Here is a 24847-nt window from a genome sequence, read left to right as displayed (position 1 = left end):
CCCAGCGCCTGACCGTGGAGAACTCCAGGCCGTGGCGACGGGCAATGGCTTTGACCGATGTGGAGGTCTTGCAGGCCTCTTTGGCGACCTGCAGTTTGAAACGCGCGTCGTATTTGTTCATGTATCCCTCGGGGTTGGATCTAGCGTCCAACTCCCGGGGGTCACTTCAAGGACGGGTTTACGGCGTCCCCGCAAACCCACAGTCCCCCGCCAGCCCTCAGTACAACCCAGAGCCGTTAACAACGCCGTTGCCGTTGCTGGTGCTCTGGCTCTGGCTTGAAACGGGTGCCGGGCAGCGCCCGGCCGGGTATCCTTTCCCTCTGATGTCCGACCTTGTCCATGCCAGCCGCGAAGCCCTCAGCGACGGCGGCGCGCTCGCCTCGCACCTGGATGCATTCGTCCCGCGTCCGGCACAGCTGCACCTGACCGAAGCCATCGCCGATGCGCTGCAGCAGCGTGATCTGCTGCTGGCCGAGGCCGGTACCGGCACCGGCAAGACGTTTGCCTATCTGGTGCCGGTGCTGCTGTCCGGGTTGCGCACCATCATCTCCACAGGCACCCGCGCGCTGCAGGACCAGCTCTACCACCGCGATCTGCCACGGGTGCGCCAGGCCCTCGGGGTCGGCCTGCGCAGTGCGCTGCTGAAAGGGCGTGCGAACTACCTGTGCCGCTATCGCCTGCAGCAGGCGCGCGGCGAGCCGCGTTTTTCCAGCCCCGAACAGGCGGCGCAGTTCCAGCGCATCCTGGCATGGTCCGGTCGCTCGGAGTTCGGTGACATCGCCGAGCTCGACGGGCTGGCCGACGACTCCCCATTGCTGCCGATGGTCACCTCCACCGTCGACAACTGCCTGGGCACCGATTGCCCGTTCTGGGATGACTGCTTCGTGGTGCGTGCGCGGCAGCGTGCACAGGCTGCCGATGTGGTGGTGGTCAATCATCACCTGCTGCTGGCCGATCTGGCCCTGAAGCAGGATGGCTTCGGTGAACTGCTGCCGGGCGCCCAGGCCTTCGTCATCGACGAGGCGCACCAGTTGCCCGAACTGGCCGCGCAGTTCTTCGGCGAGGGTTTTGGCATGCGCCCGTGGCAGGAGCTCGGGCGCGATTGCCTGGCTGAAGCACGCGGTGTGGGCGGCGCGCAGTCGGCGCTGCAGGAACCGGTCGACCAGTTGCAGCAGGCGCTGCTGGCGCTGCGTTCGGCGATGGAGGGACTGCCGCCGCGTGGCACGCAATGGCGCGCGCTGGCGATGCCACAGGTGCGCGACGGCTTCGATACGGTGATGGCAGGGTTGGTGACCCTGGAGCAGGCATTGCAGCCGCTGCGCGAAGCGGCGGCGGGTCTGGATGCCTGTCATGCGCGGGCGCGTGAGGCGGTCTCGCGGCTCAGCCGCTGGTTGGGCGATGACGAGCCCACTCTCGACTTCGATACCGATCCGGCGGACACAGCCAGCGCGGCTGATGTGCTCTGGTACGAGCTCACGCCACGTGGTTTCCGTTGCCAGCGCACGCCGATGGATGTGTCCGGTCCGCTGCGTGAGCATCGCGAGCGCAGCCGTGCCGCGTGGATCTTCACTTCGGCAACGCTGACCGTGGGCGGTGGTTTCGATCACATCGCCACCCGCCTGGGCCTGGACGATCCGCACACGCTGGTGCAGCCAAGCCCGTTCAATTGGCCCGAGCAGGCGCTGTGCTACCTGCCCGAAGGCCTGCCCGATCCGGCGGCGCGCGGGTTTGGCACCGCGCTGATCCAGACCTTGCGGCCGGTGTTGCAGGCCTCGCAGGGCAGGGCGTTCCTGTTGTTCGCCTCGCACCGTGCATTGCGTGAGGCCGCCGAGGCATTGCGCGACGGGCCGTGGCCGTTGTTCGTGCAGGGCGAGGCACCGCGCGCGACGCTGCTGCAGCGCTTCCGTGAATCAGGCAATGGCGTGCTGCTCGGCTCGGCCAGTTTCCGCGAGGGCGTGGATGTGGTCGGCGAAGCGCTGAGCGTGGTGATGATCGACAAGCTGCCGTTCGCGGCGCCGGACGATCCGGTGTACGAGGCGCGGCTGGAGGCGATCCGCAGCCAGGGCGGCAATCCGTTCCGCGACGAGCAGTTGCCGCAGGCGGTGATCGCATTGAAGCAGGGTGTCGGCCGCCTGATCCGCAGCGAGAGCGACCGTGGCGTGCTGGTACTGTGCGACCCGCGCCTGCTCAACCGGGGCTATGGCCGGGTCTTCCTCGATTCGCTGCCGCCGTTCCGGCGTACTCGCAGCCTGGCCGATGTGCAGGCCTTCTTTACGCCACAATGGGCGCCCGTGTCCGATGATGCGGCTGCCCCAGTCGCTGTTGCGACCGGCCCTGAGCCGGCGCCCGGTGCCACGTTCCCCCTGTTCTGACCCGATCCGATGAAACTGCTCGCCTTTGAAACCGCCACCGAAGCCTGTTCCGTTGCCCTGCATGTCGATGGGCAGGTGCTGGAACGCTTCGAGATTGCCCCGCGCCGGCACGCCGAACTGAGCCTGCCGTGGGCCGAGGCGCTGCTGGCCGAAGCCGGTATCAGCCGCCGCCAGCTGGACGGCATTGCGCTCAGCCGTGGCCCCGGTGCGTTCACCGGTGTGCGCCTGGCGATCGCCATTGCCCAGGGCATCGCACTGGCGCTGGACCGGCCGCTGTTGCCGGTCTCGACGCTGCAGGTGCTGGCGCTGCAGGCACCGGCGGAAGAAATGCAGATCCTGTCGGCGATCGATGCGCGGATGGGCGAGCTGTATGTCGCGCGCTTCGAGCGTGTGGACGGCCTGCCGGTGGCGCGCGACGCCGAACGCGTGTGCGCGCCTGCCGCGGTGGCGCTGCCGGAAGGGCTGTCCGCCTATGGTGTGGGTACCGGTTTCGGTGCTGCCGAGGGCGCACTGCTGGCGCAACTTGGGGCTGGCCTGCGCGGATTCGATGCCACCGCATTGCCGCGCGCGTCGGACGTACTGGCACTGGCGGTGCCGGCGTTCGCTCGCGGCGAAGCCATTGCACCGGAGAGGGTCGAGCCGGCGTACCTGCGCGACAACGTGGCGCTGACCCTGGTCGAGCAGCAGGCGGCGCGCGAAGCGAAGGCGAAAGCCAACGGCTGAGCCCCTCGTGGCGGGGTTGGTTGATTGCGTAAATCAAAAGCCGCGCTTGACCGGGCGGGGTGGGTTCGCGGGGGGGCGCCGTGAACCCCGCTCCGCGGTCCGGCCCAGCCGCTGGCGGCTGTGCGTTCGGGCGCTTGCGAAGCCGTGCTTCGCAAGCAAAGCGCCCTCACCCCTGGGGGCTTAGCCGCGCCATCCATGGCGCGGATACCCCCGCGAACCCACCCCGCCCGACCTCTGACAGTTTCCGTGTGCGTCCGCCACGGAAAATCAAAAGAAAATCAAAGTCAAAAGCGGATCGCTTCGCTCGCATCCACGCGTAGCGTGGGTGTGTGTCGACCAAGGTCGACACCTACCAACAGCGGAGCGGGACGCGATGCGCCGGGATCTGTCAGAGGTGGGGCGGGGTGGCTGGGCAGGACCGTTGGCGCCATGGGCCCGAGGCATGCCTCGGGCGGGTTGGGAAGGATGCCCAACCCCGGTCTTGCCGTGTGCGCAGGACAGCGCGCACGAGCAAGGCGCCATCGAGCCCCCAAGGATGGGTTTACGGCGTGTCCTGCCCAGCCACCCCGCCACACCAAATCCACAGTCCAACCGCCGCCTTTGACGTTGACGTTGACGTTGACGTTGACGTTCAGCGGGTCCCGGGCCGCAGGCCCGGGCAACAAAACCCTATCGGTCGTCGTGCAGGGTGCCGCCCGGCAGGAACACCCACGTGCGGGTGACCTGCAGGATATCGATCTCATCCTCGGTCTTCGGCAACGGCGGGAACGGCTGCGCCAGCTTCACCACCCGCAGAGCCGCCTCATCCAGCAACGGCGTCCCGCTCGAACGCAGGATCCGGCTGCTTTCCACGCTGCCATCGCGGCGCACACCCACGCTGATCACCACCTGGCCACCCAGGCGGCGCTGCCGGGCCTCGTCCGGGTAGTTCAGGTTGCCGACGCGCTCGGCGCGATCGACCCAGGCACGCAGGTAGTTGGCATAGGCATATTCGCGCGTGCTGGCCGACACGAACTTGCGGTTTGGGCGCTTGGCGTACTGCGCCGAGCGCAGATGGACTTCAGCGGCCAGGCGGGCCATTTCCACATCGCGCTGCTCGCGCGCGCTCAGCGGTGCGTCCGGTTCGGGCTGATCCGGCGTGGGCCGGGACTGCGCCTGCGCGACCACTTCTTCGCCATTGCGGCTGCTGACCACCCGCGCCTGCGGCGGCGGAACCGGTGCGGCCGATTGCTGCTGCTGTGGCACCGGGCTGATTCCGGATTGCGCCTGCGGCACGATGCCGGCCTGGTTGTCGCGCGGACGCTGCGCGCGGTCGTGCTCGCCACCGCCTTCCTGGTTGGCCGCGGCCAGGAAATCGGCCTGCTTCGGCGTCAATGCGGTGCGGGTCTGGCTGAAGATCACTTCCAGCGTCGGCACCAGCGGTGCATCGCCCTTCACGGCGAAGCCCACGCCCAGGATCAGCAGGGCGTGGACCAGTACCGACAACGCGATGGTCGCCCCCAGCCGTTGCGCTTCGCGCTGCGGCGGGGGCAGTACGGCAGGTGCGGGCGGCATCAGCGCAGGCCGGCCTCGAGTGCGTCGAACAGGGTGCCGGCAATGTTCAGGCCGTACTGTGCGTCCAGTTCGCGCACGCAGGTCGGGCTGGTCACGTTGACCTCGGTCAGGTAATCACCGATCACGTCCAGGCCGACGAAGCGCATGCCGCGACGCTTCATCTCCGGCCCGACCTGGGCGGCGATCCAGCGGTCGCGCTCGCTCAGCGGGCGGCCTTCGCCGCGGCCACCGGCGGCGAGATTGCCGCGGAATTCATCACCCTGCGGGATGCGCGCCAGGCAGTAGTCGACGGGTTCGCCATCGACCAGCAGGATGCGCTTGTCGCCGGCGGTGATGTCGGGGATGAACTTCTGTGCCAGCGCCATCCTGTGGCCGCCGTCGGTCAGGGTTTCCAGGATCACATTCAGGTTCGGATCGCCCTTGCCGCTGCGGAAGATCGAGCGGCCGCCCATGCCATCCAGCGGCTTCAGAACCGCCTGGCCGTGTTCCAGGGCAAAGGCCTTCAGCGCCTTGGCATCGCGGCTGACCAGGGTCGGCGGGCAGCACTGCGGGAACAGCAGGGCGGCCAGCTTCTCGTTGTAGTCGCGCAGGCCCTGCGGGTTGTTGACCACGCAGGCACCGGCAGCGGCGGCCACATCCAGCACCTGGGTGTCGTAGATGTACTCGGCGTCGACCGGCGGGTCCTTGCGCATCAGCACGATCTGGCCGGGACCGAACTCGGTACGGCTGAACGCACCCAGCTCATACCAGCCGGCCGGGTCGTCGCGCACCTGCAGCGGTGCGGTCTGGGCCACCGCCACGCCACCTTCCAGGGCCAACCCGCCCGGGCGCACGTAGCGCAGGGCATGGCCGCGGCGCTGGGCTTCCAGCAACATGGCGAAGGTGGTGTCCTTGGCGATCTTGATGTGGGCGATGGGGTCCATCACCACGATGACGTTCAACGGCATGGGCGCACCTGTCTGGCAAGGCGTTGATGGTAGCGGCAACGCCGGTCGCGCGCCTCCCCGCCGTACTGCAACGCTGCGTCCGCCCGGCGCCGCGCACGCATTGCGAAACCCGTCACGTTCAGGAGGGGGCGATGCCCCACGCCATGGGGCGGCCTTGAAGCGGGCGCGGAAAGTGCGATATAGATACGCTTTCGTAGCGGCCCCCGCCAGAGATCGGGCCGTGCGCTTGGGGATAGGCAATGACTGAAAACACGACTGCGGGCGGGGAACTCGCAGGACTCCGGGTGATGGTCATCGATGATTCGAAGACCATCCGCAGGACTGCGGAAACGCTGCTCAAGCGCGAAGGCTGCGAGGTGGTCACCGCCACCGACGGCTTCGAAGCACTTGCGAAGATCGCAGACCAGCAACCGCAGATCATCTTCGTCGACATCATGATGCCGCGCCTGGACGGGTACCAGACCTGTGCGCTGATCAAGGGCAACCAGCTGTTCAAGGCGACCCCGGTCATCATGCTGTCGTCCAAGGATGGCCTGTTCGACAAGGCGCGGGGACGCATCGTCGGCTCGGAGCAGTACCTGACGAAGCCTTTCACGCGTGAAGAACTGCTGGGTGCCATCCGCACATACGTCAACGCCTGACCAGGGGGGAAAGGCACAATGGCTCGTATCGTTCTGATCGAGGATTCACCGACCGACCGCGCGGTGTTCACCCAGTGGCTGCGCCGTGCCGGCCATGAGGTGCTGGAAGCGGACAACGCCGAGGATGGACTGCAGCTGGTCCGCGACCAGGTGCCGCAGCTGGTGCTGATGGACGTGGTCCTGCCCGGCATGAGCGGCTTCCAGGCCACCCGCGCGATGGCCCGTGACGCAGCGATCAAGCACATCCCGGTGATCATCGTCAGCACCAAGGCGATGGAAACCGACAAGGCATGGGGCCTGCGCCAGGGCGCAGCCGATTACATCGTCAAGCCGCCGCGCGAGGATGAACTGATCGCGCGGATCAACGAACTGGTGGCCTGATGCGCTCGCCCTTCGACATCCTCGAAGCCTATGAACGGCGCAGCCTGGCCCATGCGGTGCAGCTGCCCGAGCGGCAGTTCGCCCAGGACCTCTGGCGTGGCGTGGGCTACCGCGTCGGCCAGCGCCGGCTGGTATCCGATTTCCGCGAAGTGGTGGAAATCGTGCCGATGCCGCCGGTGACCCCGGTGCCGTGCGCGCAGCCGTGGCTGCTGGGCGTGGGCAACCTGCGCGGCAACCTGTTCCCGGTGGTCGACCTGAAGTACTTCCTGGAAGGCACGCGCACCGTGCAGCAGGAAGGCCAGCGCGTGCTGATCATGCGCCAGTCGGGTGGCGACGTCGCGCTGACCATCGATGAACTGTTCGGCCAGCGCAGCTTCGAACTGGACCAGCAGATCGCGGCCGGCACGCTGGCCGAAGGACGTTACGGCCACTTCGTCGATCGCGCCTTCCACGCCGACGGCCACGACTGGGGCGTGTTCTCGCTCTCGCTGCTGTCGCGTACCCCTGAATTCCGGCAAGCCGCGGCCTGAGGCCGGGCATCGCCCCCTGCATTGAAGATCGAGGTTGAACGATGAGTACTGCTTCGGACGCCACCAAGACCGGCAAGCTGCGGCTGGGCGGCAGCAACCTCTGGTTGTTCCTGCTGCTGGCATCGATGATCCTGTTCGGCGTCAACACCGGCGTCGCCACCTGGCAGGGCAGTCGCCTGGCCGATGCCGGCTCCAAGGCGGCCGACCTGCAGGTGCTGTCACAGCAGCTGGCCAATCAGGGCCGTGATGCGGTGGGCGGCAACGCGCAGGCGTTCACCGCCTTCAAGGCCACCCGCAACGCGATCGAACAGAACGTGTCGACCCTGCAGGGGCGCTACGGCAAGGAACCGGGCGTGTCCGGTGCGATCGCCACCCTGGCCGAGACCTGGGCGCCGCTGGGCAAGCAGGCCGGGCAGCTGGTTGCCAGTGAACCGGCCGTGCTGGCGCTGGCCGGCAATGCCAACAACTTCACCGGCGCGGTGCCGGGCCTGCAGGCCCAGCTGAACGAGCTGGTGCGCGCGATGTCCGCCTCGGGCGCGCCGTCGTCGCAGGTGTACAGCGCACTGCAGCAGGTCGTGGTGGCCGGTTCGATGGCCCGCCGCGTGACCGAAATGCGTGCCGGTGGCAGCGCCGCTGCCACCTCGGGCGATGCACTGGCACGCGACATTACCGTGTTCTCGCAGGTGCTCGACGGCCTGCGCAACGGAAACGAGGAACTGGGCATCACCGCCGTGCGCGGTGCCGCCGCCGTGGCCGCGCTGGAGCAGTCGCAGCAGAAGTGGGAGGCAATGAAGCAGGACGCCGATGCGATCCTGGCCAGCTCGCGCCAGCTGTTCGCCGCCCAGTCTGCCGCCACCGCGCTGGGCCAGGGTTCGGCGCACATGCTGGACGACAGCCGCAAGCTGTTCGAGGCGTTCTCCTCGTTCGGCTCGGTGTCCGATACCCGCCTGTTCCCGAACTTCTGGATCGGCGTGGTCTCCGGTGCGCTGTCGCTGATCGCGATCATCGGCTTCGTCTCCACCAACGTGCGCAGCCGCTCGCGCGAGCAGGAACTGCGCTACCAGACACAGGTGGAATTCAACAGCCGCAACCAGCAGGCGATCATGCGGTTGCTGGACGAAATCTCCTCGCTGGGTGAGGGCGACCTGACCGTGAAGGCCTCGGTGACCGAGGACATGACCGGCGCCATCGCCGACGCGATCAACTACGCGGTGGACGAGCTGCGCCACCTGGTGACCACCATCAACGACACCTCGGCCAAGGTCGCGCTGTCCACCCAGGAAACCCAGGCCACCGCCATGCAGCTGGCAGAGGCGGCGGGCCACCAGGCCAACCAGATCACCTCGGCCTCGGACCGCATCGGTGAAATCGCGGCGAGCATCGAACAGGTGTCGCGCAACTCGGCCGAGTCGGCCGACGTGGCACAGCGCTCGGTGGTGATCGCCGCCGAAGGTGCCGGCGTGGTGCGCGAGACCATCCAGGGCATGGACCAGATCCGTGACCAGATCCAGGAAACCTCCAAGCGCATCAAGCGCCTGGGCGAGTCGTCGCAGGAAATCGGCTCGATCGTGGAACTGATCAACGACATTTCCGAGCAGACCAACATCCTGGCATTGAACGCAGCGGTGCAGGCGGCTTCGGCCGGTGAAGCGGGCCGCGGTTTCGCGGTCGTGGCCGACGAAGTGCAGCGCCTGGCAGAACGCACCTCGGGCGCAACCCGACGCATCGAGAACCTGGTGCAGGCGATCCAGGCCGATACCAACGAAGCGGTCACCTCGATGGAACAGACCACCGCCGAAGTGGTGTCCGGTGCACGCCTGGCCGAGGACGCCGGCACCGCGCTGACCGAAATCGAGCGCGTCTCCAACGCCCTGAACACCCTCATCAAGAACATCTCCATCGCCGCCCAGCAGCAGTCGGCTGCGGCCTCGGACATCACCCGCACCATGGGCGTGATCCGGCAGATCACCGGCCAGACCTCGCAGGGTGCCGGGCAGACCGCCGAATCGATCGGCCACCTCGCGCAGCTGGCGGCCGACCTGCGTCGTTCGGTCGCCGACTTCAAGCTGCCGGCGTGACGCGGGCAGGGCGGCGAGCAAGGAACCAGTCGATGAAGCATTTCCATTCCCCACGCCAGAACTCGCGCGGCTTCCGCGCGGCGGCGAACGGAGCGCGTCCATGAGCAGTCTGCGCGATGCGATGAGCCACGCAGCGCTGGGCTGGGTCAAGCCCGAGCTGGACGAGACCCTGCGCCAGGTGCGCAACGAGGTCGAGTACTACGCGGAAGACCCGGCCGATGCCAGCCGCATGCGCATCTGCGCCGGCTACCTGCACCAGGTGCAGGGCACCCTGCGCATGGTCGAGCTGTACGCCCCGGCGATGGTGGCCGAGGAGCTGGAACAGCTGGCCAATGCCATCGGCGCCGGTAGCGTGGCTGATCGGGATGAAGCCTGCGCGACCCTGATGCGCGGCAGCGTGCTGCTGCCCGATTACCTGGAGCGCCTGCAGAACGGCCACCGCGACATTCCGATCGTGCTGATGCCGCTGCTCAACGAAATCCGTGCCGCGCGTGGCGAAGAGGGCGTGCATGACAGCGTGCTGCTGGCGTTCGCGCCGGACAGCGTCAGCGCCACCGAGGCCGAGCTGGACCATGCCCGGGGCAGCCTGAGCGGGCGCAACCGCGAGCTGCTGGATACCGTGGGCAGCGCGGTGAAGGAAGAACTGCTGCGCATCAAGGATGCGCTGGACCTGCACCTGCGTACTGGCGGTGCGCCCGAACAGCTGCAGACCCAGGCCAACGAACTTGGCGCCGTGGCCGATACGCTGGGCATGATGGGCCTGGGCGTTGCCCGCGGCGTGGTCGTGCAGCAGCGCGATGCGCTGCGTGGCGTGGTCGAAGGCCGCCAGCAGATCGACGAGAACCTGCTGCTGGATATCGCCGGCGCATTGCTCTACGTGGACGCGTCGCTGGACGACCAGGTCGCCCATCTGGGCGCCGGCGGCAGTGGCGAAGATGATCCGAGCGCGGTCGAGAACCGGCGCACGGTGGAGGTGCTGGCACATGAGGCCATCGCCAACTTCGCCGCCGCCCGCGAGCATTTTGTCGCTTTCATTGAAACCAGCTGGAACCATGCCGAGCTGCAGGACGTGCCGCGCCTGCTGGGAGATGTTTCCGGCGCGCTGCGCATGCTGGATCTGGGCACGGCTGCCGATTACCTGCGCGGTGTGCAGCAGTACATCGAAGCCGAGCTGATCGGTCGCCAGCGCGTGCCCAGTGGCCGCCAGCTGGACACCCTGGCCGACGCCATGGCCAGCCTGGAGTATTACCTCGAAGCCCTGCGCGACCGTCGGCCGGGGCGCGAGGACATCCTCGACATCACCCGCAGCAGCCTTGAAGCGCTGCGCTATTGGCCGTTGCCGGAGCGCAACGCGGCGGAACCTGTTGCAGCCGCGCCGATTGCGTTTGCGTCGCTGCTGATCGAGCGCGAGCCGGTCACGCTGCAGGCCGAGCCGCTGCAGCCGGAGCACATCGAGATTCCGGTGCAGCCGGCCGCGCCTGCCGCCGGCACGGTGCCGGTGCCGCTGCCGGACTTCACCTTCGATCCGCCACCGGCCACGCCTGCACCGGAGGTGGTGGACAACCGCCTGATGTTCGGGGCGCTGGGGAGTGTCGCCTCCACACCGCTGTCGCTGCATGACGACGCGGATGCACCGCTGGTCTTCGCCGCCTCCAGCGCACCTGCGCCCGAGGTACCGCAATGGGATCTCGCACCGTTCCATCCGGATTCCGAGCCGACCGCGAGTGCCGAAGACGAGCGCAGTCCGACCTTCGCCAGCTTCGACCCGGTCAGTTTCGAACGGACCGAAACCAGCGTGGAACCGGCGCCGCAGTGGACACTGTCGGAGGCAACACCGCCGGCATTGGCCGATGTGGCTGTGATGGATGTCGAGGACGACGTCGACGCGTCGGTGCCCTTCGACACCGCTGACGTTGCCGCGCCCGTGTTCGACCCGGTGGCTGCCGAGCACGATGTGGTCGCCGCCGGTGACGACGTGGTGTTCCGTTTCGACGCCGATGCGCTGGACAATGCCGACGACGTGCTGTCGCTGCACGCGATGGAGACGCTGTCGCTGGACGACGACGCCGGATTGCACCCGGCGCTGGAGATCGTCGATCCCGCTGCATCCGTGCGGGTGGACGAAAGCCCTGTGGTTGCCGAAGCGGACGCGGTTCCGGCGGATGTGCAGGAGGACGTGCCCGCGCCGATGGCCGAGGTGCTGACGCCGGTCTCCGATGCACCGGCACCGGCGGTGTCGGTGATTGATATCGACACCATCGCGCCCATCGACTTCAGCGAAGCCGACGCGCAGTTCTTCGCCGAGCTGAGCGCCGCGGCGGCCGATTTCAATCCGCAGGCCATGGCGGCTCCACCCGCTGCGGACATCCCGGTCGTGGCCGGCACCGAGACCGGCTTCGAGGCCGGCTTCGACGACGATGCCGAGAACATCGACGAGGACATCCGCGAGGTGTTCCTGGAAGAGTTCGACGACGAGCTGGCCAACCTGGGCACGCTGCTGCCGGCATGGCGCATGCAGCTGGACAACATGGACCGGCTGCGGCCGATCCGCCGCATCTTCCACACCCTCAAGGGCAGTGGCCGCCTGGTGGGTGCACGCACCCTGGGCGAGTTCGCCTGGAAGATCGAAGGCATGCTCAATCGCGTGCTCGATGGCAGTCGCCCGGCGACTCCGGCGGTGCTGGCGATGGTCGACAACGCCCATGCCGCGCTGCCGCAGCTGAACGCCGCGCTGCGCCATGGCCAGCGCATCAGCGTGGACCTGCAGGCGATGCAGGCCATTGCCGATCGGGTCGGTGCCGGCGAGGAGACCTTCTACGTGCCGTTGCCGGCTGCGGCCGCACCGGCAGCGACACTGGCCGAGTCCGAAGGCGAAGACGAAATCAGCCGCCTGCTGGAAGCCGAGGCCGCTGCGTCGGCGCAGGCCGATGCCACGGCGGTGGCGGAAGACGCCGGTACCCCGGCCAACATCGACAGCGTACTGCGCGAGATCCTCGAGGCCGAGGTCGAAGTCCACCAGGCGACCCTGCAGGAATGGCTGCGTTCGGCGCAGCAGGCACCGCAGCCGGTCAGCGACGCACTGCTGCGTGCGGTGCACACCATGAACGGCGCCTTCGCGATGACCGAAGTGCCGGAAATCACGGCGGTCACCGGCGGTGCCGAGTCCTACATCAAGCGTGCACTGGCCGCCGACGTGGTGCCTGGCGACGAGGGCGTAGCCGCACTGGATGCGACCGCGCAGGCGATCACCGCGACCATGGAAGCGCTGCAGGCCGAACAGCCGCGGATTGTTCCGCAGGGCGCGCTGGTGCAGCGGCTGCAGGCATTGGCCGGCGAGCTGCCGGAAGCGCGCTGGCCGCTGTTCGCGCTGGAAGACGAGGACGAAGAGGGCGTCGAGCTGGCGCCTGATGCCGAGCAGGCATCCGCGGCCGAAGCGCCGCTGGCCGGGCTGGACACGCTGGACGAAACCAGCATGCCGTCCGCTTTCGATGCGGCGACCGATTTCATTGCCGAGCCGCAGTCGCATGCCGAAGATGCGCTGGAACCGGTTCCAGCCGCAACCGGACTGGAGGCGCTGGACGTCGCAGCCGACAGCGGCCTGGACGTGGGCGAGCTGACCGCCAGCGACGATCTTTCGCGTTACTTCGACGCCGGCTGGCCGTCGGTGCCGGGCGAAGGTGAACCTGCCGCGGCGGACACCGGCGCGATTGAATCGATCCAGCCGATTGAAAGTGCGCCTGATGTTGCCCAGGACGAATCAGATGCCGTGCCGGCGATCGCGACGGTCGACGACGCTGACCTAACCATGGCGGACGATCTGTCGCCGTACCTCGACGCCAGTGCGCTGCCGGTGGATGACCGCGACGCGGAAGAGTTGCCAGTGTCTGCGGAAGTTGACGCGATCGACCTGAATACGCCGTTGCCGTTTGATTCGGACAGTGACGATGACAACGTCATTGACGACGCTGCTGCACTGCCACTCGACAGCGAGCTGTCGAGCCTGCAGGATGAAATGGCTGTGCCGGGTTTTGCAGAACCGGTCACGCTGGCAGCTGCGCTCGAGGCCGGCCTGCACGTGATCGAGGAGGAGCAGACCCTGGACGACGACGGGCAATGGCCCGTGATCGGCCTCCAGGCCAGCGAACTCGCGCCGGGTGAGGCAGATGCCTTTGCCGAGGATGCGGACGTCGGCGGGGAGGCGGCGGTCGGTGAAGGAGAGAGCGCCGATCAGCCGTCCCCGGCGACGGTGATTGAGGAGATCACCGCAGAGGCGCCGCAGGGCGGCACTGCTGCGGTGCGCTTCTTCGAAATGGAAGACGCACCGGGCCAGGGCACGGTCGATACCGATGCACAGGTTGCAGCGACCGACATCGTGCCGCGTGCGCCGCACCACGAGCAGGCACCTGTTGCGGCGGATGCCGAAGACGGCGCCGATGCACTCGACTTCAGCGTGTACGACCGTGAGCTGGTCGATATCTTTGTCGAGGAAGGCAAGGACCTGCTCGACCACTGCGATGGCCTGATCAGCGAACTGCGCGATGCACCGCAGGACCGCGAGGTGCTGGCCGGCCTGCAGCGTGATCTGCACACTCTGAAGGGTGGCGCACGCATGGCTGGCATCAATGCCATCGGCGACCTTGGCCACAGCATCGAATCGCTGCTGGAGGCGGTGGCCGCTGGCCGTACCGAGATCGAACGTCGCGACGTGCAGCTGCTGGAGCGTGGCTTTGACCGCCTGCACCAGCTGCTCACCCGCACCGGCGCGCACCGCGTGGTGGAGCCGGCGCAGGATCTGGTCGAAGCCTTCGAGGTCCGCACCACCATCGATATCGCCGCAGCCGCTGCGGCCGCGCGTGCGGCCAGCGAGATCGAGACCGTGCCCGCACAGGCCGCGGGCCCACTGGCGGCCCCGATCGAAGCGCCGCTGTCGGCTCCGCTTCCGGCCGAGGGCGTGGTCGATGAAGATCCGCTGGCGCGTCCGCAGCAGGAGCAGGTGCGCGTGCGTGCCGACCTGCTCGACCGCCTGGTCAACCATGCCGGTGAAGTGGCAATCTACCGCTCGCGGCTTGAACAGCAGCTGGGTGCCTTCCGTGGTGCCATGGGCGAACTGGAGCGCACCAATGCGCGACTGCGCGACCAGCTGCGGCGACTCGACCTGGAAACCGAGGCGCAGATCGTCGCCCGCTACCAGCGCGAGCAGGACCAGGCCGACCAGAAGTTCGATCCGCTGGAGCTGGACCGCTTCTCCACCCTGCAGCAGCTCAGCCGTGCGCTGAACGAATCGGCGGCTGACCTTGGCGGCCTGCAGGGCGTGCTCGATGATCTGTCACGCCAGTACGATTCGCTGCTGCAGCAGCAGTCGCGCGTCAGCTCCGAGCTGCAGGATGGCCTGATGCGCGCGCGCATGGTGCCGTTCGATGGCCTGGTGCCGCGCCTGCGCCGCGTGGTCCGCCAGTCCGGCATGGATACCGGCAAGCAGGTCCACCTGACCCTGGAAGGAACCCACGGCGAACTGGACCGCAACGTCCTCGACCGCATGGTCGCGCCGCTGGAACACATGCTGCGCAACTCCGTAGCCCATGGCCTGGAAGCGCCGGAACAGCGCCGCGCCGCCGGCAAGCCGGAGGAGGGCGAGATCGCCATCCGCCTGCACCGCGAAGGTTCGGAAATCGTGCTGGAAGTGGCCGATGACGGTGCTGGCCTGGACCGCGAGGCGATCCGCCGCCGCGCCATCGACCGTGGCCTGCTGGCCGCCGATGCGCAGCCGAACGAGCAGGAGCTGGACAACCTGATCTTCGCGTCCGGCTTCACCACCGCCGACCAGGTCAGCCAGCTGGCCGGTCGTGGCGTGGGCATGGACGTGGTGCGCAACGAAGTGCGCCAGCTCGGTGGCTCGGTCGACATCCAGTCGGTGCGGGGCCAGGGCGTACGCTTCACCCTGCGCCTGCCGCAGACGCTTGCCGTCACCCAGGCGGTGTTCGTGCAGATCGGCGAAACCACCTTCGCGGTGCCGGTGGCCTCGGTCAGTGGTATCGGCCGCCTGTCGCGCGAGCGTTTCGAAGCCGCCGACAGCAGCTACCGTTACAGCGGCGAAGACTATCCGCTGTACGACCTCGGCAGCCTGGTCGGGCAGGCCCCGGCGCGTGCCGATGGCCAGGACCAGGTGCCGCTGCTGCTGGTCCGTGCCGGTGATCTGCGTGCCGCCGTGGCGATCGACCAGGTGCTGGGCAACCGCGAAATCGTGGTCAAGCCGGTCGGCCTGCAGATCGCGTCGGTGCCGGGCATCTACGGTGCCACCATCACCGGCGATGGCCGCGTGGTGGTGATCCTGGACGTGGCGCCGCTGGTGCGCCGCTTCCTCGCCAACCCGACGCTGCCTGTGCTGGCCAACGCACCGCGCCAGGAGCGCCAGGTGCCGCTGGTGATGGTGGTCGACGACTCGCTGACCATGCGCAAGGTCACCGGCCGCATCCTCGAACGCCACAACTTCGAGGTCAGCGTCGCCCGCGACGGCGTGGAGGCGCTGGAGCGGCTGGAAGAGCGCGTGCCGGACCTGATGCTGCTGGATATCGAGATGCCGCGCATGGATGGCTACGAGCTCGCCACCGCGATGCGTGCCGACCCGCGCTACAGGGACGTGCCGATCGTGATGATCACTTCGCGCAGCGGTGACAAGCACCGCCAGCGCGCCTTCGAGATCGGTGTCCAGCGTTACCTGGGCAAGCCGTACCAGGAACTGGACCTGATGCGTAACGTGTACGACCTGCTGGGGATCGCCCGTGTCCGTGAGTGAAACCCAAGCGGCTCCGGCCGTGGCCCTGCTGGCCCGTCCCGGCGCGGCGCGTGAGCGCCTGCGTGAGGCGTTGTCGCACGCCGATGTGCAGCTGGTGCTGGAAGATGATCCCAACACGCTGGAGACGCGGGTCCTGCAGGAGGCGCGCCCACAGTTCGTGGTGATCGCGCTGGAAGCCGCCATCGAGGACGCCTTGGAGCGCCTGGAAGCGGTGCTGTCCGCACCGGGCCTGACCCTGGTCTTCGACGAGGCCGAACTGGCTGCACGTCGTGATGGCTGGGAGGCTCAGCGCTGGGGCCGTCATCTGTCCGCCAAGCTGCATGGCCACCAGCAGGTGTTGCCGCCGGGGGCCGAAGAAGAACCCAGCCTGCAGTTGGAGCCGGGCCACCCGGCACCGCCACCGGCGCCGCAGGAAGAAGCGCTGCAGCCGCACCTGGAGCAGGCATTGAGCTGGGCCGACGAGGTCCCCGCTGACACTCTGTACTCGCCGCCTGCACAGCTGCACGAACCGATCGCGCTGGAACAGGCGCTGGCGGCCTTGCAGCCGGTGGTGCCTGAGCGGCTGGAGGCCCCCGCACTGCCGTCGCTGGCAGAGACCGCGTCCGCAGCACCGCCGCTACCGCCGGTCTCCTTCGACCACACCGCCTGGTCGCTGGTCGAGGACGAGGCCGATGCCTCGGCAACCGCTCCGCACCACGCTGCCGTGGAGGCTCCGCTGCCTTCCTTCGATACCGGTCATCTGAGCCTGGTCGATCTGGATGCCGCAGCGCCCGTGGGCGCACGCGCCGGATCGCTGCTGGTGCTGGCCGGCATCGGTGGCCCGGATGCGCTGCGTCGCCTGCTCGGCGCGCTGCCGCCTTCGCTGAGCGTGCCCGTCCTGGTGCACATGCGCCTGGATGGCGGGCGCTACGGCAACCTGGTCAAGCAGATGGCACGCGTGTCGCCGTTGCCGGTGCAGCTGGCTGAAGCCGGCCAGCGTGCAACTCCGGGTGAAGTGCACGTGCTGGCCGATGACATCGGCGTGCAGGCAGCCAGTGACGGCCTGCATTTCGTCAGCGACGCGCAGGGCATTGCGATTGCCGCGCTGCCAGCTGACCACACCGCGCTGGTCCTGCTCAGCGGCGCTGACCTTGCGCATGTTGGTCCGGCGCTGGATCTGGCCGCCGCCGGTGCATGGGTGGCCGGGCAGGTGGGCGAGGGCTGCTACGACCCGGCTGCGGCCACAGCGGTGGTTGCTGCCGGCATGGTGGCCGGTGAACCGCAGGAACTGGCGCAGGCGATTGCCGGGCGCTGGGGTGAGCAGGACGACAACGGAGAAGCACCATGAGCTATGCCAGCAATGACGAAATCCGTGGCGTCCTGATCCAGGCCGGCAACGCGCGCGTGCTGCTGCCCAATGCCACCGTGGCCGAAATGATGTCGCGCGTGCCAGTGCAGCCGGTCTCCGATGCGCCGCGCTGGCTGGTCGGCAAGATCGGCTGGCATGGCTGGCAGGTGCCGCTGGTGTCGTTCGCACGTCTTTCGGGACTGGGCGAAGAAGCCGTGGGCGGCCACAACAAGGTGGTGGTGCTGAAGGCCCTCAGCGGCAACGCGCAACGCCCGTACTACGCCCTGCTGACGCAGAACTTCCCGCAGCTGATTTCGGTGCCGCGCGACGGCCTGCTGGCTGACGCCTCGGAAGAAACCCTGCCGGACATCGTGCACATGCGTGTGCTGCTGGGCGAGCAGAGCGCGCTGCTGCCGAACCTGGACGCGCTGGAAGCCGCCCTGGATTCGCGGGCGCCCTGAGCGGACACCCGCGGGGAATTTTGAATGCGTGGTAGGGCCGGCCGCTGGCCGGCATCCACGGAATCATGCGGTTGCCGGCCAGCGGCCGGCACTACCAGGAATCGGGCCTTACCCCAGATCCCCCAACCGCGCCTGCAGTGCTGCAATCGCGGCCAGGCCGGCCGTTTCCGTGCGCAGGATGCGCGGGCCCAGCTGCAGGCCCTGGAATCCTGCCGCCGCCAACTGATCCCGGTCGCGCGGCGACCAGCCACCTTCCGGGCCGATCGCGATCACGATGCCGCCTGCCGGAGCGGCCGCCAGCGTCGACAAGCGATGTGTGCCCAGCGGGTCCAGGGTCAGCCGCAGCGTATCGGGCGGCAGCGCCGCTGCCGCCTGCGCCAGCGACAGCGGGGATCCCACGTGCGGAATGCGCGCGCGCCCGGACTGGCCGCAGGCAGAGGTCACCACATTGTTCCAGTGCGCCACGCGCTTCTCCGCCCGTGCTGCATCCAGCTTCACCTCGGTGCGCTCGGCGTTGACCGGAATGATCGCCGCCACGCCCAGTTCGGTGGCTTTCTGCAGGATCAGGTCCATCTTCTCGCCGCGGGCGATGCCCTGCAGCAGGGTGATCGCCAGCGGCGATTCGGTGTCGATGGCCTGCACGGCGTCGATGCGCACCTGCACTTCGCGCTTGCCGGCCACGGTCAGCGTGGCGCTGTAGTCATGGCCGTCGCCGTTGAACAGCACACAGGTATCGCCCTCGCGCAGGCGCATCACCCGTACCAGGTGGTTGGCGGTCTCTTCCGGCAGGGTCACGGTCTGGCCGCTGTGCAGCGCCAGGTCGATGGGGCAGCGGGTCACGCGCATGCAATCGCCTCGTCAATCGCCGCCAGCGTGGTATGTGCCAGCAGCTCCAGTTGTTCGTCATCCACGCAGTAGGGTGGCATCCAGTACAGCACGTCGCCCAGCGGACGCAGTACCACACCGCGCTTCAGCGCGGCCTTGTAGGCGTGCAGGCCCAGCCGCATGGCCGGGTCGAACGGTGTGCGCTTGTTGCCATCGCGCGACAGCTCGAACGCCACCACCATGCCGGCCTGGCGCACGTCGGCCACGTGCGGATGGTCGCTGAACGGTGCGGCCAGCGTGCCCATCACCGAGGCGATGCCGCGGTTGCGCGCGATCACATCGTCGTCGCGGAAGATGTCCAGCGTCGCCAGCGCGGCCGCGCAGGCCAGCGGGTTGCCGGTGTAGCTGTGCGAATGCAGGAAGGCGCGCTCGCGCGAGTCGTCGAGGAACGCGTCGTACAGGGCCTGCGTGGCCAGTACCGCGGCAAGCGGCAGGAAGCCGCCGGTCAGGCCTTTCGAGAGGCACATCAGGTCCGGCATCACCCCGGCCTGCTCGCAGGCGAACAGGGTACCGGTGCGGCCGAAACCGGTGGCGATCTCGTCGGCGATCATGAATGCACCGTGCGCATCACACAGTTCGCGAACCCGCTGCAGGTACACCGGGTCATGCATGCGCATGCCGCCGGCGCACTGCAGGCGCGGTTCCAGGATCACCGCGCAGATCTCGCCCGGGTGCTGGTCGAACAGCGTGGCCAGTCCATCCGCGGCCTGCCGCGCGCGATCTGCCGCACTCTGGCCCGGCTCGGCCAGGTAAGCGTCGGGCGAGGGCGCGAACAGGCCTTCGGCCAGCAGCGGTGCATAGACACGGCGGTACAGGGGGATGTCGCCCAGCGCGAGCGCGCCCAGGGTCTCGCCGTGGTAGCCGTTCTCCAGCGCGATGAAGCGCGTGCGGCGCGGCTCTCCGCGGTTCTGGAAGTACTGGAATGCCATCTTCAGCGCCACTTCCACGCCAGCTGAACCGTTGTCGGCGTAGAACACCTTGGCCAGCGGCTCGCGGCCGGGCTGACGCGGGGCAAGCACCAGCAGGCGTTCGGCCAGGGTGATGGCTGGCTCATGACCGAAGCCGGCCAGCATCACCTGTTCCAGCTGCGTGGCCTGGGCGGCGATGGCACCGCCGATGCGCGGCTCGGCATGGCCGAACAGGTTGGTCCACCAGCTGCTGACCGCGTCCAGGTAGCGGTTGCCGTCGTGGTCGAACAACCAGGCGCCCTGGCCGCGTGCGATCGGGACCAGTGGCAGGGTGTGCGGATGCTCGCGCATCTGCGTGCACGGGTGCCACAGCACCTTGAGGTCGCGTTGCCGCCAGTGCTCGACCAGCGGGGAGGGGGTTGGGTCTGCTAGCATTTCGGGCTCATGAACATGTTGCTGCCTGCACATTCTATCGGCCCCGGCGCAGGCGCCGGCCGCCGCGGAGATTCCGCATGAACGATGACCGTGCCGGCCGTCGCTTGCCGATCATCCATCGGATCACCGATGAGGAGAACGGTCCCTTCCAGCGCCAGCACCTGGACCTGGAGTTCTCCAACGGCGAACGCCGCCGCTTCGAGCGGCTGGTCAGCCGGGGGCATGGCGCGGTGGTGGTGGTGCCGATGCTCGACGACGAAACCGTGCTGCTGGTACGTGAATACGCCGCCGGCATGCACCGCTACGAACTGGGCCTGGTCAAGGGCCGGATCGATGCCGGCGAGACCCCCGAGCAGGCCTCCGACCGCGAACTGAAGGAAGAGGCCGGTTACGGCGCGCGCCGGGTGGATGTGCTGCGCGCGATGACCCTGGCCCCGACCTACATGAGCCACCAGTCGTGGCTGGTGGTGGCGCGCGACCTGTACCCGGAAAAGCTGGCCGGCGACGAGCCGGAAGAGCTGGAAGTCGTCCCGTGGAAGCTGGCCGAGTTGGACCAGCTGATGCTGCGCGAGGACTTCTCCGAGGGACGCTCGCTGGCGGCGCTGTTCATCGCCCGCCAGTGGCTGCAGGGATTGCGATGATCAAACTGACCACGGACCTGCGCGAGACCGCCATCGCCATTGCCCAGGAAGCCGGACAGGCCATCATGCAGGTCTATGCCGATGGCTTCGACGTGCAGCTCAAGGACGACAACAGCCCGGTCACCGCCGCCGACCTGGCCGCCAACCAGGTCATCGAGCAGGGCCTGCAGCAGCTGACCCCGGATCTGCCGATCCTGTCCGAGGAGTCGGCCCAGGTCACGTGGGAGCAACGCCGTCATTGGGGCGCCTACTGGCTGGTCGACCCTCTGGACGGCACCCGCGAGTTCATCAAGCGCAACGGCGAGTTCAGCGTCAACATCGCATTGATCTACCAGGGCGCGCCGGCCTTCGGCGTGGTGCTGGCGCCGGTCACCGGCATCGTCTGGCATGCCATGCGTGGTGAGCTGGCATACCGTCGCCAGGGCCTGCACGACACCGTGCTGCGCACCCGCACGCCGGCCACCGCACCGCTGCGGGTTGCCGCCAGCCGCTCGCACCGCTCACCGGAAACCGAGGCGCTGCTGGCGCGCATGGGCCGCATCGAGACCATCGCGCAGGGCTCGTCGCTGAAATTCTGCCGGATCGCCGAAGGTGGCCTGGATGTCTATCCTCGTCTGGGCCCGACCTCCGAATGGGATACCGCCGCCGGCCAGTGCGTACTGCACGCCGCCGGCGGTGCGGTACTGTCGGCAGCGACCGGCAAGCCGTTCCGCTACAACCGCCGCGAGACCTTGTTGAACGGCGATTTCATTGCCCTTGGTGATACCAGCCTGCCCTGGCGCGACTGGTTGTCCGACTGACCCTGGAGGCCGCATGAGCGCGCATGACACCCCCATCGCCGGCAGTGCAGCCAGCAACGAACTGGAACGCCTGCTGGCGATCATGGCGCGCCTGCGCGATCCGCAGGGCGGCTGCCCCTGGGACCTGGAACAGAACTTCGCGACCATCGCGCCGTACACCATCGAGGAAGCCTACGAGGTGGCCGATGCGATCGACCGTGGCGACCTCGATGATCTCTGCGATGAGCTGGGCGACCTGCTGCTGCAGGTGGTGTTCCATGCGCGCATGGCCGAAGAGCAGGGCGCCTTCGCCTTCGCCGAGGTCGCGCGCGCGATCAGCGACAAGATGCAGCGCCGCCACCCGCACGTGTTCGCCGATGTCAGCGTCGATGACGCCGACGGGGTGACGCGTAACTGGGATGCGATCAAGCGTGCCGAGCGTGCCGCCAAGGGCGAGCGGGACACCTCCGCATTGGCCGGCATCTCGCGTGGCCTGCCCGAATGGCAGCGAGCGGTGAAGCTGCAGTCGCGCGCGGCCAAGGTCGGTTTCGACTGGCCGGGCCCGTTGCCGGTGCTGGACAAGGCGGCGGAGGAACTGCAGGAGCTGCGCGAGGAGTTCGAGCGCGGCGACATTGCCGGCAACAAGGCGCGCCTGCAGGAAGAGCTGGGCGACCTGCTGTTCGTCTGCGCCAACCTGGCGCGCCACGCCGATATCGATCTGGGTGCGGCGCTGCGCGGGGCCAACCACAAGTTCGAACGCCGCTTCCGTGCGATGGAAGCGCAGGCTGACGCCCAGGGTGGAGCGCTGGCGTCGATGGACCTGGATGCGCAGGAAGCACTGTGGCAGCACGCCAAGGCGGCGGAGAAGGCGTGAAGACGCTCGCGCTGTTCCTGCTGACCGCGCTGGCCGAAATTGTCGGCTGCTACCTGCCGTGGTTGTGGCTGCGCAAGGGCGGCAGCGTGTGGCTGCTGCTGCCGGCGGCGGCCAGCCTGGCCCTGTTCGCCTGGCTGCTGACCCTGCACCCGACCGCCAGTGGCCGGGTCTATGCGGCCTACGGTGGTGTCTACATCGGCACCGCGCTGTTCTGGCTGTGGCTGGTCGATGGCATCCGCCCCAGCCGCTGGGACCTGTTCGGCGCAGCCCTGTGCCTGGCCGGCATGGCGGTGATCATGTTCGGGCCGCGCACGCCCCCGGTGTAGCGTCGAGCCATGTTCGGCCGCTTCGGCTTTTGTAGCGTCGCGCCATGCTCGACGGCTTCCGCTCTTATGTAGAGTCGAGCCATGCTCGACTGCAACTGGGAGGGCCAGTCGAGCATGGCTCGACGCTACAAAGGCAGCGCCACCGGATCATGCACTGCCTTGTCAGAATCGGCCACGCCGTCCAGGCCGCTTTCCCTCCCGGGAAGGCGCATGATGGCGGTGACCACGGCCCCCGGAACACGCACATGTCCCGCTTCGCCAGCTTCCGCGAGTTCTATCCGTTCTATCTCAGCGAGCACCGCCACCCGGTATCGCGCCGGCTGCACTTCGTCGGCAGCTGCGGCGTGCTGCTGCTGGTCGTTGCAGCGATCCTGCGCGGGCAGCCGGTGCTGTTGCTGGCCGCCCTGTTCTGCGGTTACAGCTTCGCCTGGGTCGGCCATTTCTTCTTCGAGAAGAACCGCCCGGCCACCTTCCAGCACCCGCTGTACTCGTTCATGGGCGACTGGGTGATGTTCGCCGACATCCTGCGCGGGCGCGTGCCCTGGTAGCTCCGCTGTGAATGTGGCCTTCACGCGCTATGCTGGGGCCTGGACGTCATAGATAAGGAAAGCAAGATGTTCCCGACCATGTTCTTTACCGTGGTACTGGCCTTCGTGGCCGTGGTGATCCTGTTCAAGGCAGTACGGATGGTGCCCCAGGGCTACGAGTGGACCGTCGAGCGCTTCGGGCGCTACACGCACACCATGACCCCCGGCCTGCATTTCCTGATCCCGATCGTGTACGGGGTGGGGCGCAAGGTGAACATGATGGAGCAGGTGCTGGACGTGCCCAGCCAGGAAGTGATCACCAAGGACAACGCCGCCGTGCGCGTGGACGGCGTGGTGTTCTTCCAGGTACTGGATGCCGCCAAGGCCGCCTATGAGGTGGCCAACCTGGAAGTGGCGATGATCGCCCTGGTGCAGACCAACATCCGTACGGTGATCGGTTCGATGGATCTGGATGAATCGCTCAGCCAGCGCGAGGTGATCAATGCCCAGCTGCTGAGCGTGGTCGACCATGCCACCAATCCCTGGGGAGTGAAGGTCAACCGCATCGAGATCCGCGACATCCAGCCGCCGCGCGATCTGCTGGATGCGATGGCGCGGCAGATGAAGGCCGAGCGCGAGAAGCGCGCGCAGATCCTCGAGGCAGAGGGTTCACGGCAGTCGGAGATCCTGCGCGCCGATGGCGAGAAGCAGGCCACCGTGCTGGAGGCCGAAGGCCGCCGCGAAGCCGCGTTCCGCGATGCCGAGGCGCGCGAGCGCCTGGCCGAGGCCGAAGCGATGGCGACCAAGGTGGTGTCGGCGGCGATTGCCGAGGGTGACGTGCAGGCGATCAACTATTTTGTCGCGCAGAAGTACGTGGAAGCGTTCAAGGAGCTGGCCAGTTCGCCGAACCAGAAGCTGGTGCTGATGCCGATGGAGGCCAGTGGCGTGATCGGTTCGATCGCGGGCGTGGCCGAACTGGCGAAGCAGGCGCTGGCCAGCCAGGACAACAAGGCCGCCGGCAAGCGGCCGCCGCCGCTCGGAGGCTGACATGCGCTGGGAAGTCGTCGGTTGGGGCGCGCTGGCGCTGCTGCTGTTCGCTGCCGAAGCGCTGGCGCCGGGTGCGTTCATGCTGTGGATCGGCATTGGCGCGGCGGCAGTGTTCGTACTGGTTGCGGTGTTCAGCGACATTCCACTGTTGTGGCAGGTGATCGCCTTCGTCCTGCTGAGTGTGGTCTCGATCCAGTGCTACCGGCGCTGGGGGAGGCCGCGGGCACGGCCCAGCGATGCGCCGTTGCTCAACCGCCGTGCCGAGCAGCTGGTCGGCCGGGAGGTGGTACTGCAGCAGGGCATCGTCGATGGCCAGGGACGGGTCAGCATTGACGATGCGTCCTGGCAGGTGAGCGGTCCGGAGCTGCCTGCGGGTACGTGGGTGCGGGTGGTGGCGGTGCAGGGCAGCACGCTGCTGGTCGAAGCGGTGGCCTAGGGGTTCCCAGCCAACGGCGGAGCCCCTCGTGGGTGGTCGCGGAAGGTGGTTCATGTGTCTGGGTCGGGCGGGTTGGGTTCGCGGGACACGCCGTAGACCCCGCTCCGCGGTCCGGCCCAGCCGCTGGCGGCTGCGCGTTCGGTCGCTTGCGAAGCAGTGCGTCGCAAGCCAAGCGCCCTCAC

The 24847-nt window shown here is 68.0% G+C and carries 21 protein-coding genes; 16 read left to right on the top strand and 5 right to left on the bottom strand.

Annotated elements, in window-relative coordinates; translation table 11 throughout:
- Positions 1–121 (bottom strand): transposase (locus V3B25_RS17260; protein ID WP_329810563.1); only part of this gene is annotated, 121 nt, incomplete at its 3' end.
- A 202-nt stretch (positions 122–323) separates the two neighbouring features.
- Between V3B25_RS17260 and V3B25_RS17255 the strand changes: the two genes are divergently transcribed.
- Together V3B25_RS17255 and tsaB are read left to right on the top strand one after the other, a co-directional pair.
- Positions 324–2372, top strand: coding sequence for an ATP-dependent DNA helicase (locus V3B25_RS17255; protein ID WP_164081507.1), 2049 nt, complete (start codon positions 324–326; stop codon positions 2370–2372).
- 9 nt (positions 2373–2381) lie between these two features.
- Positions 2382–3095, top strand: a complete 714-nt coding sequence (gene tsaB / locus V3B25_RS17250) for a tRNA (adenosine(37)-N6)-threonylcarbamoyltransferase complex dimerization subunit type 1 TsaB (protein WP_329811054.1) — start codon at positions 2382–2384, stop codon at positions 3093–3095.
- Positions 3096–3764: 669 nt separating this feature from the next.
- On the opposite strand, the gene V3B25_RS17245 is transcribed toward tsaB, so the two are convergent.
- On the bottom strand, positions 3765–4649 hold the full coding sequence (locus V3B25_RS17245; RefSeq protein WP_329811053.1) for an energy transducer TonB: 885 nt from the start codon (positions 4647–4649) through the stop codon (positions 3765–3767).
- Complete coding sequence (gene gshB / locus V3B25_RS17240) at positions 4649–5596, bottom strand: glutathione synthase (protein ID WP_201117115.1); 948 nt, start codon at positions 5594–5596, stop codon at positions 4649–4651. Before gshB ends, V3B25_RS17245 begins: the two co-directional genes overlap by 1 nt.
- Positions 5597–5835: 239 nt before the next feature.
- Between gshB and pilG the strand changes: the two genes are divergently transcribed.
- From pilG to V3B25_RS17205, 7 genes are all read left to right on the top strand, one after another.
- Positions 5836–6237: a twitching motility response regulator PilG gene (pilG, locus tag V3B25_RS17235; RefSeq protein WP_005418455.1), complete on the top strand. Its 402-nt coding sequence runs from the start codon at positions 5836–5838 to the stop codon at positions 6235–6237.
- A gap of 18 nt (positions 6238–6255) precedes the next feature.
- The gene (locus V3B25_RS17230; protein WP_005410717.1) at positions 6256–6618 is read left to right on the top strand and encodes a response regulator; all 363 of its coding nucleotides are present in this window, start codon (positions 6256–6258) and stop codon (positions 6616–6618) included.
- A complete protein-coding gene (locus tag V3B25_RS17225; protein ID WP_049400398.1) occupies positions 6618–7148 on the top strand; it encodes a chemotaxis protein CheW in 531 nt (176 codons plus the stop codon). Before V3B25_RS17230 ends, V3B25_RS17225 begins: the two co-directional genes overlap by 1 nt.
- A gap of 41 nt (positions 7149–7189) precedes the next feature.
- Positions 7190–9226 (top strand): methyl-accepting chemotaxis protein, encoded by a 2037-nt coding sequence (locus tag V3B25_RS17220; RefSeq protein ID WP_032130100.1) that lies wholly within the window; start codon positions 7190–7192, stop codon positions 9224–9226.
- A 100-nt stretch (positions 9227–9326) separates the two neighbouring features.
- Positions 9327–16019, top strand: coding sequence for an Hpt domain-containing protein (locus V3B25_RS17215; protein ID WP_329811052.1), 6693 nt, complete (start codon positions 9327–9329; stop codon positions 16017–16019).
- Positions 16006–17346 (top strand): chemotaxis protein CheB, encoded by a 1341-nt coding sequence (locus V3B25_RS17210; RefSeq protein WP_201117111.1) that lies wholly within the window; start codon positions 16006–16008, stop codon positions 17344–17346. Before V3B25_RS17215 ends, V3B25_RS17210 begins: the two co-directional genes overlap by 14 nt.
- The gene (locus V3B25_RS17205; protein WP_329811051.1) at positions 17343–17807 is read left to right on the top strand and encodes a chemotaxis protein CheW; all 465 of its coding nucleotides are present in this window, start codon (positions 17343–17345) and stop codon (positions 17805–17807) included. The genes V3B25_RS17210 and V3B25_RS17205 overlap by 4 nt, the downstream gene beginning before the upstream one ends.
- A 108-nt stretch (positions 17808–17915) precedes the next feature.
- Here V3B25_RS17205 and V3B25_RS17200 read toward each other — a convergent pair whose 3' ends face one another.
- Both V3B25_RS17200 and bioA read right to left on the bottom strand, forming a co-directional pair.
- Positions 17916–18653, bottom strand: coding sequence for a 16S rRNA (uracil(1498)-N(3))-methyltransferase (locus tag V3B25_RS17200; protein ID WP_164081220.1), 738 nt, complete (start codon positions 18651–18653; stop codon positions 17916–17918).
- The gene (gene bioA, locus V3B25_RS17195; protein WP_329811050.1) at positions 18644–20035 is read right to left on the bottom strand and encodes an adenosylmethionine--8-amino-7-oxononanoate transaminase; all 1392 of its coding nucleotides are present in this window, start codon (positions 20033–20035) and stop codon (positions 18644–18646) included. Before bioA ends, V3B25_RS17200 begins: the two co-directional genes overlap by 10 nt.
- A 77-nt stretch (positions 20036–20112) precedes the next feature.
- On the opposite strand from bioA, the gene nudE reads away from it, so the two are divergent.
- From nudE to V3B25_RS17160, 7 genes are all read left to right on the top strand, one after another.
- Complete coding sequence (gene nudE / locus V3B25_RS17190; RefSeq protein ID WP_329811049.1) at positions 20113–20676, top strand: ADP compounds hydrolase NudE; 564 nt, start codon at positions 20113–20115, stop codon at positions 20674–20676.
- Positions 20673–21476: a 3'(2'),5'-bisphosphate nucleotidase CysQ gene (cysQ, locus tag V3B25_RS17185; protein WP_006385123.1), complete on the top strand. Its 804-nt coding sequence runs from the start codon at positions 20673–20675 to the stop codon at positions 21474–21476. Before nudE ends, cysQ begins: the two co-directional genes overlap by 4 nt.
- A gap of 13 nt (positions 21477–21489) precedes the next feature.
- On the top strand, positions 21490–22329 hold the full coding sequence (mazG, locus tag V3B25_RS17180) for a nucleoside triphosphate pyrophosphohydrolase (RefSeq protein ID WP_329811048.1): 840 nt from the start codon (positions 21490–21492) through the stop codon (positions 22327–22329).
- Positions 22326–22655, top strand: coding sequence for a YnfA family protein (locus V3B25_RS17175; RefSeq protein WP_032130110.1), 330 nt, complete (start codon positions 22326–22328; stop codon positions 22653–22655). Before mazG ends, V3B25_RS17175 begins: the two co-directional genes overlap by 4 nt.
- Positions 22656–22900: 245 nt before the next feature.
- Entirely contained in the window at positions 22901–23203 is a 303-nt protein-coding gene (locus tag V3B25_RS17170) for a DUF962 domain-containing protein (RefSeq protein ID WP_049422150.1), read from the top strand.
- A 66-nt stretch (positions 23204–23269) separates the two neighbouring features.
- Complete coding sequence (locus V3B25_RS17165; RefSeq protein ID WP_005410704.1) at positions 23270–24229, top strand: SPFH domain-containing protein; 960 nt, start codon at positions 23270–23272, stop codon at positions 24227–24229.
- Position 24230: 1 nt separating this feature from the next.
- Positions 24231–24665, top strand: coding sequence for an NfeD family protein (locus V3B25_RS17160; RefSeq protein ID WP_329811047.1), 435 nt, complete (start codon positions 24231–24233; stop codon positions 24663–24665).
- The last annotated feature ends 182 nt before the right edge of the window (positions 24666–24847 follow it).

It is taken from the genome of Stenotrophomonas sp. SMYL8, assembly GCF_036320065.1.
Lineage (GTDB): Bacteria > Pseudomonadota > Gammaproteobacteria > Xanthomonadales > Xanthomonadaceae > Stenotrophomonas > Stenotrophomonas maltophilia_A.
This window is presented reverse-complemented; position numbering and strand designations above follow the sequence as displayed.

Coding starts and splice junctions, on each gene's coding strand:
- V3B25_RS17245 (WP_329811053.1), bottom strand. CDS start 4,649: ATGCCGCCCGCACCTGCCGTACTGCCCCCGCCGCAGCGCGAAGCGCAA.
- V3B25_RS17255 (WP_164081507.1), top strand. CDS start 324: ATGTCCGACCTTGTCCATGCCAGCCGCGAAGCCCTCAGCGACGGCGGC.
- bioA (WP_329811050.1), bottom strand. CDS start 20,035: ATGCTAGCAGACCCAACCCCCTCCCCGCTGGTCGAGCACTGGCGGCAA.
- V3B25_RS17200 (WP_164081220.1), bottom strand. CDS start 18,653: ATGCGCGTGACCCGCTGCCCCATCGACCTGGCGCTGCACAGCGGCCAG.
- pilG (WP_005418455.1), top strand. CDS start 5,836: ATGACTGAAAACACGACTGCGGGCGGGGAACTCGCAGGACTCCGGGTG.
- mazG (WP_329811048.1), top strand. CDS start 21,490: ATGAGCGCGCATGACACCCCCATCGCCGGCAGTGCAGCCAGCAACGAA.
- V3B25_RS17220 (WP_032130100.1), top strand. CDS start 7,190: ATGAGTACTGCTTCGGACGCCACCAAGACCGGCAAGCTGCGGCTGGGC.
- V3B25_RS17215 (WP_329811052.1), top strand. CDS start 9,327: ATGAGCAGTCTGCGCGATGCGATGAGCCACGCAGCGCTGGGCTGGGTC.
- cysQ (WP_006385123.1), top strand. CDS start 20,673: ATGATCAAACTGACCACGGACCTGCGCGAGACCGCCATCGCCATTGCC.
- V3B25_RS17225 (WP_049400398.1), top strand. CDS start 6,618: ATGCGCTCGCCCTTCGACATCCTCGAAGCCTATGAACGGCGCAGCCTG.
- V3B25_RS17205 (WP_329811051.1), top strand. CDS start 17,343: ATGAGCTATGCCAGCAATGACGAAATCCGTGGCGTCCTGATCCAGGCC.
- V3B25_RS17170 (WP_049422150.1), top strand. CDS start 22,901: ATGTCCCGCTTCGCCAGCTTCCGCGAGTTCTATCCGTTCTATCTCAGC.
- tsaB (WP_329811054.1), top strand. CDS start 2,382: ATGAAACTGCTCGCCTTTGAAACCGCCACCGAAGCCTGTTCCGTTGCC.
- V3B25_RS17160 (WP_329811047.1), top strand. CDS start 24,231: ATGCGCTGGGAAGTCGTCGGTTGGGGCGCGCTGGCGCTGCTGCTGTTC.
- V3B25_RS17165 (WP_005410704.1), top strand. CDS start 23,270: ATGTTCCCGACCATGTTCTTTACCGTGGTACTGGCCTTCGTGGCCGTG.
- nudE (WP_329811049.1), top strand. CDS start 20,113: ATGAACGATGACCGTGCCGGCCGTCGCTTGCCGATCATCCATCGGATC.
- gshB (WP_201117115.1), bottom strand. CDS start 5,596: ATGCCGTTGAACGTCATCGTGGTGATGGACCCCATCGCCCACATCAAG.
- V3B25_RS17230 (WP_005410717.1), top strand. CDS start 6,256: ATGGCTCGTATCGTTCTGATCGAGGATTCACCGACCGACCGCGCGGTG.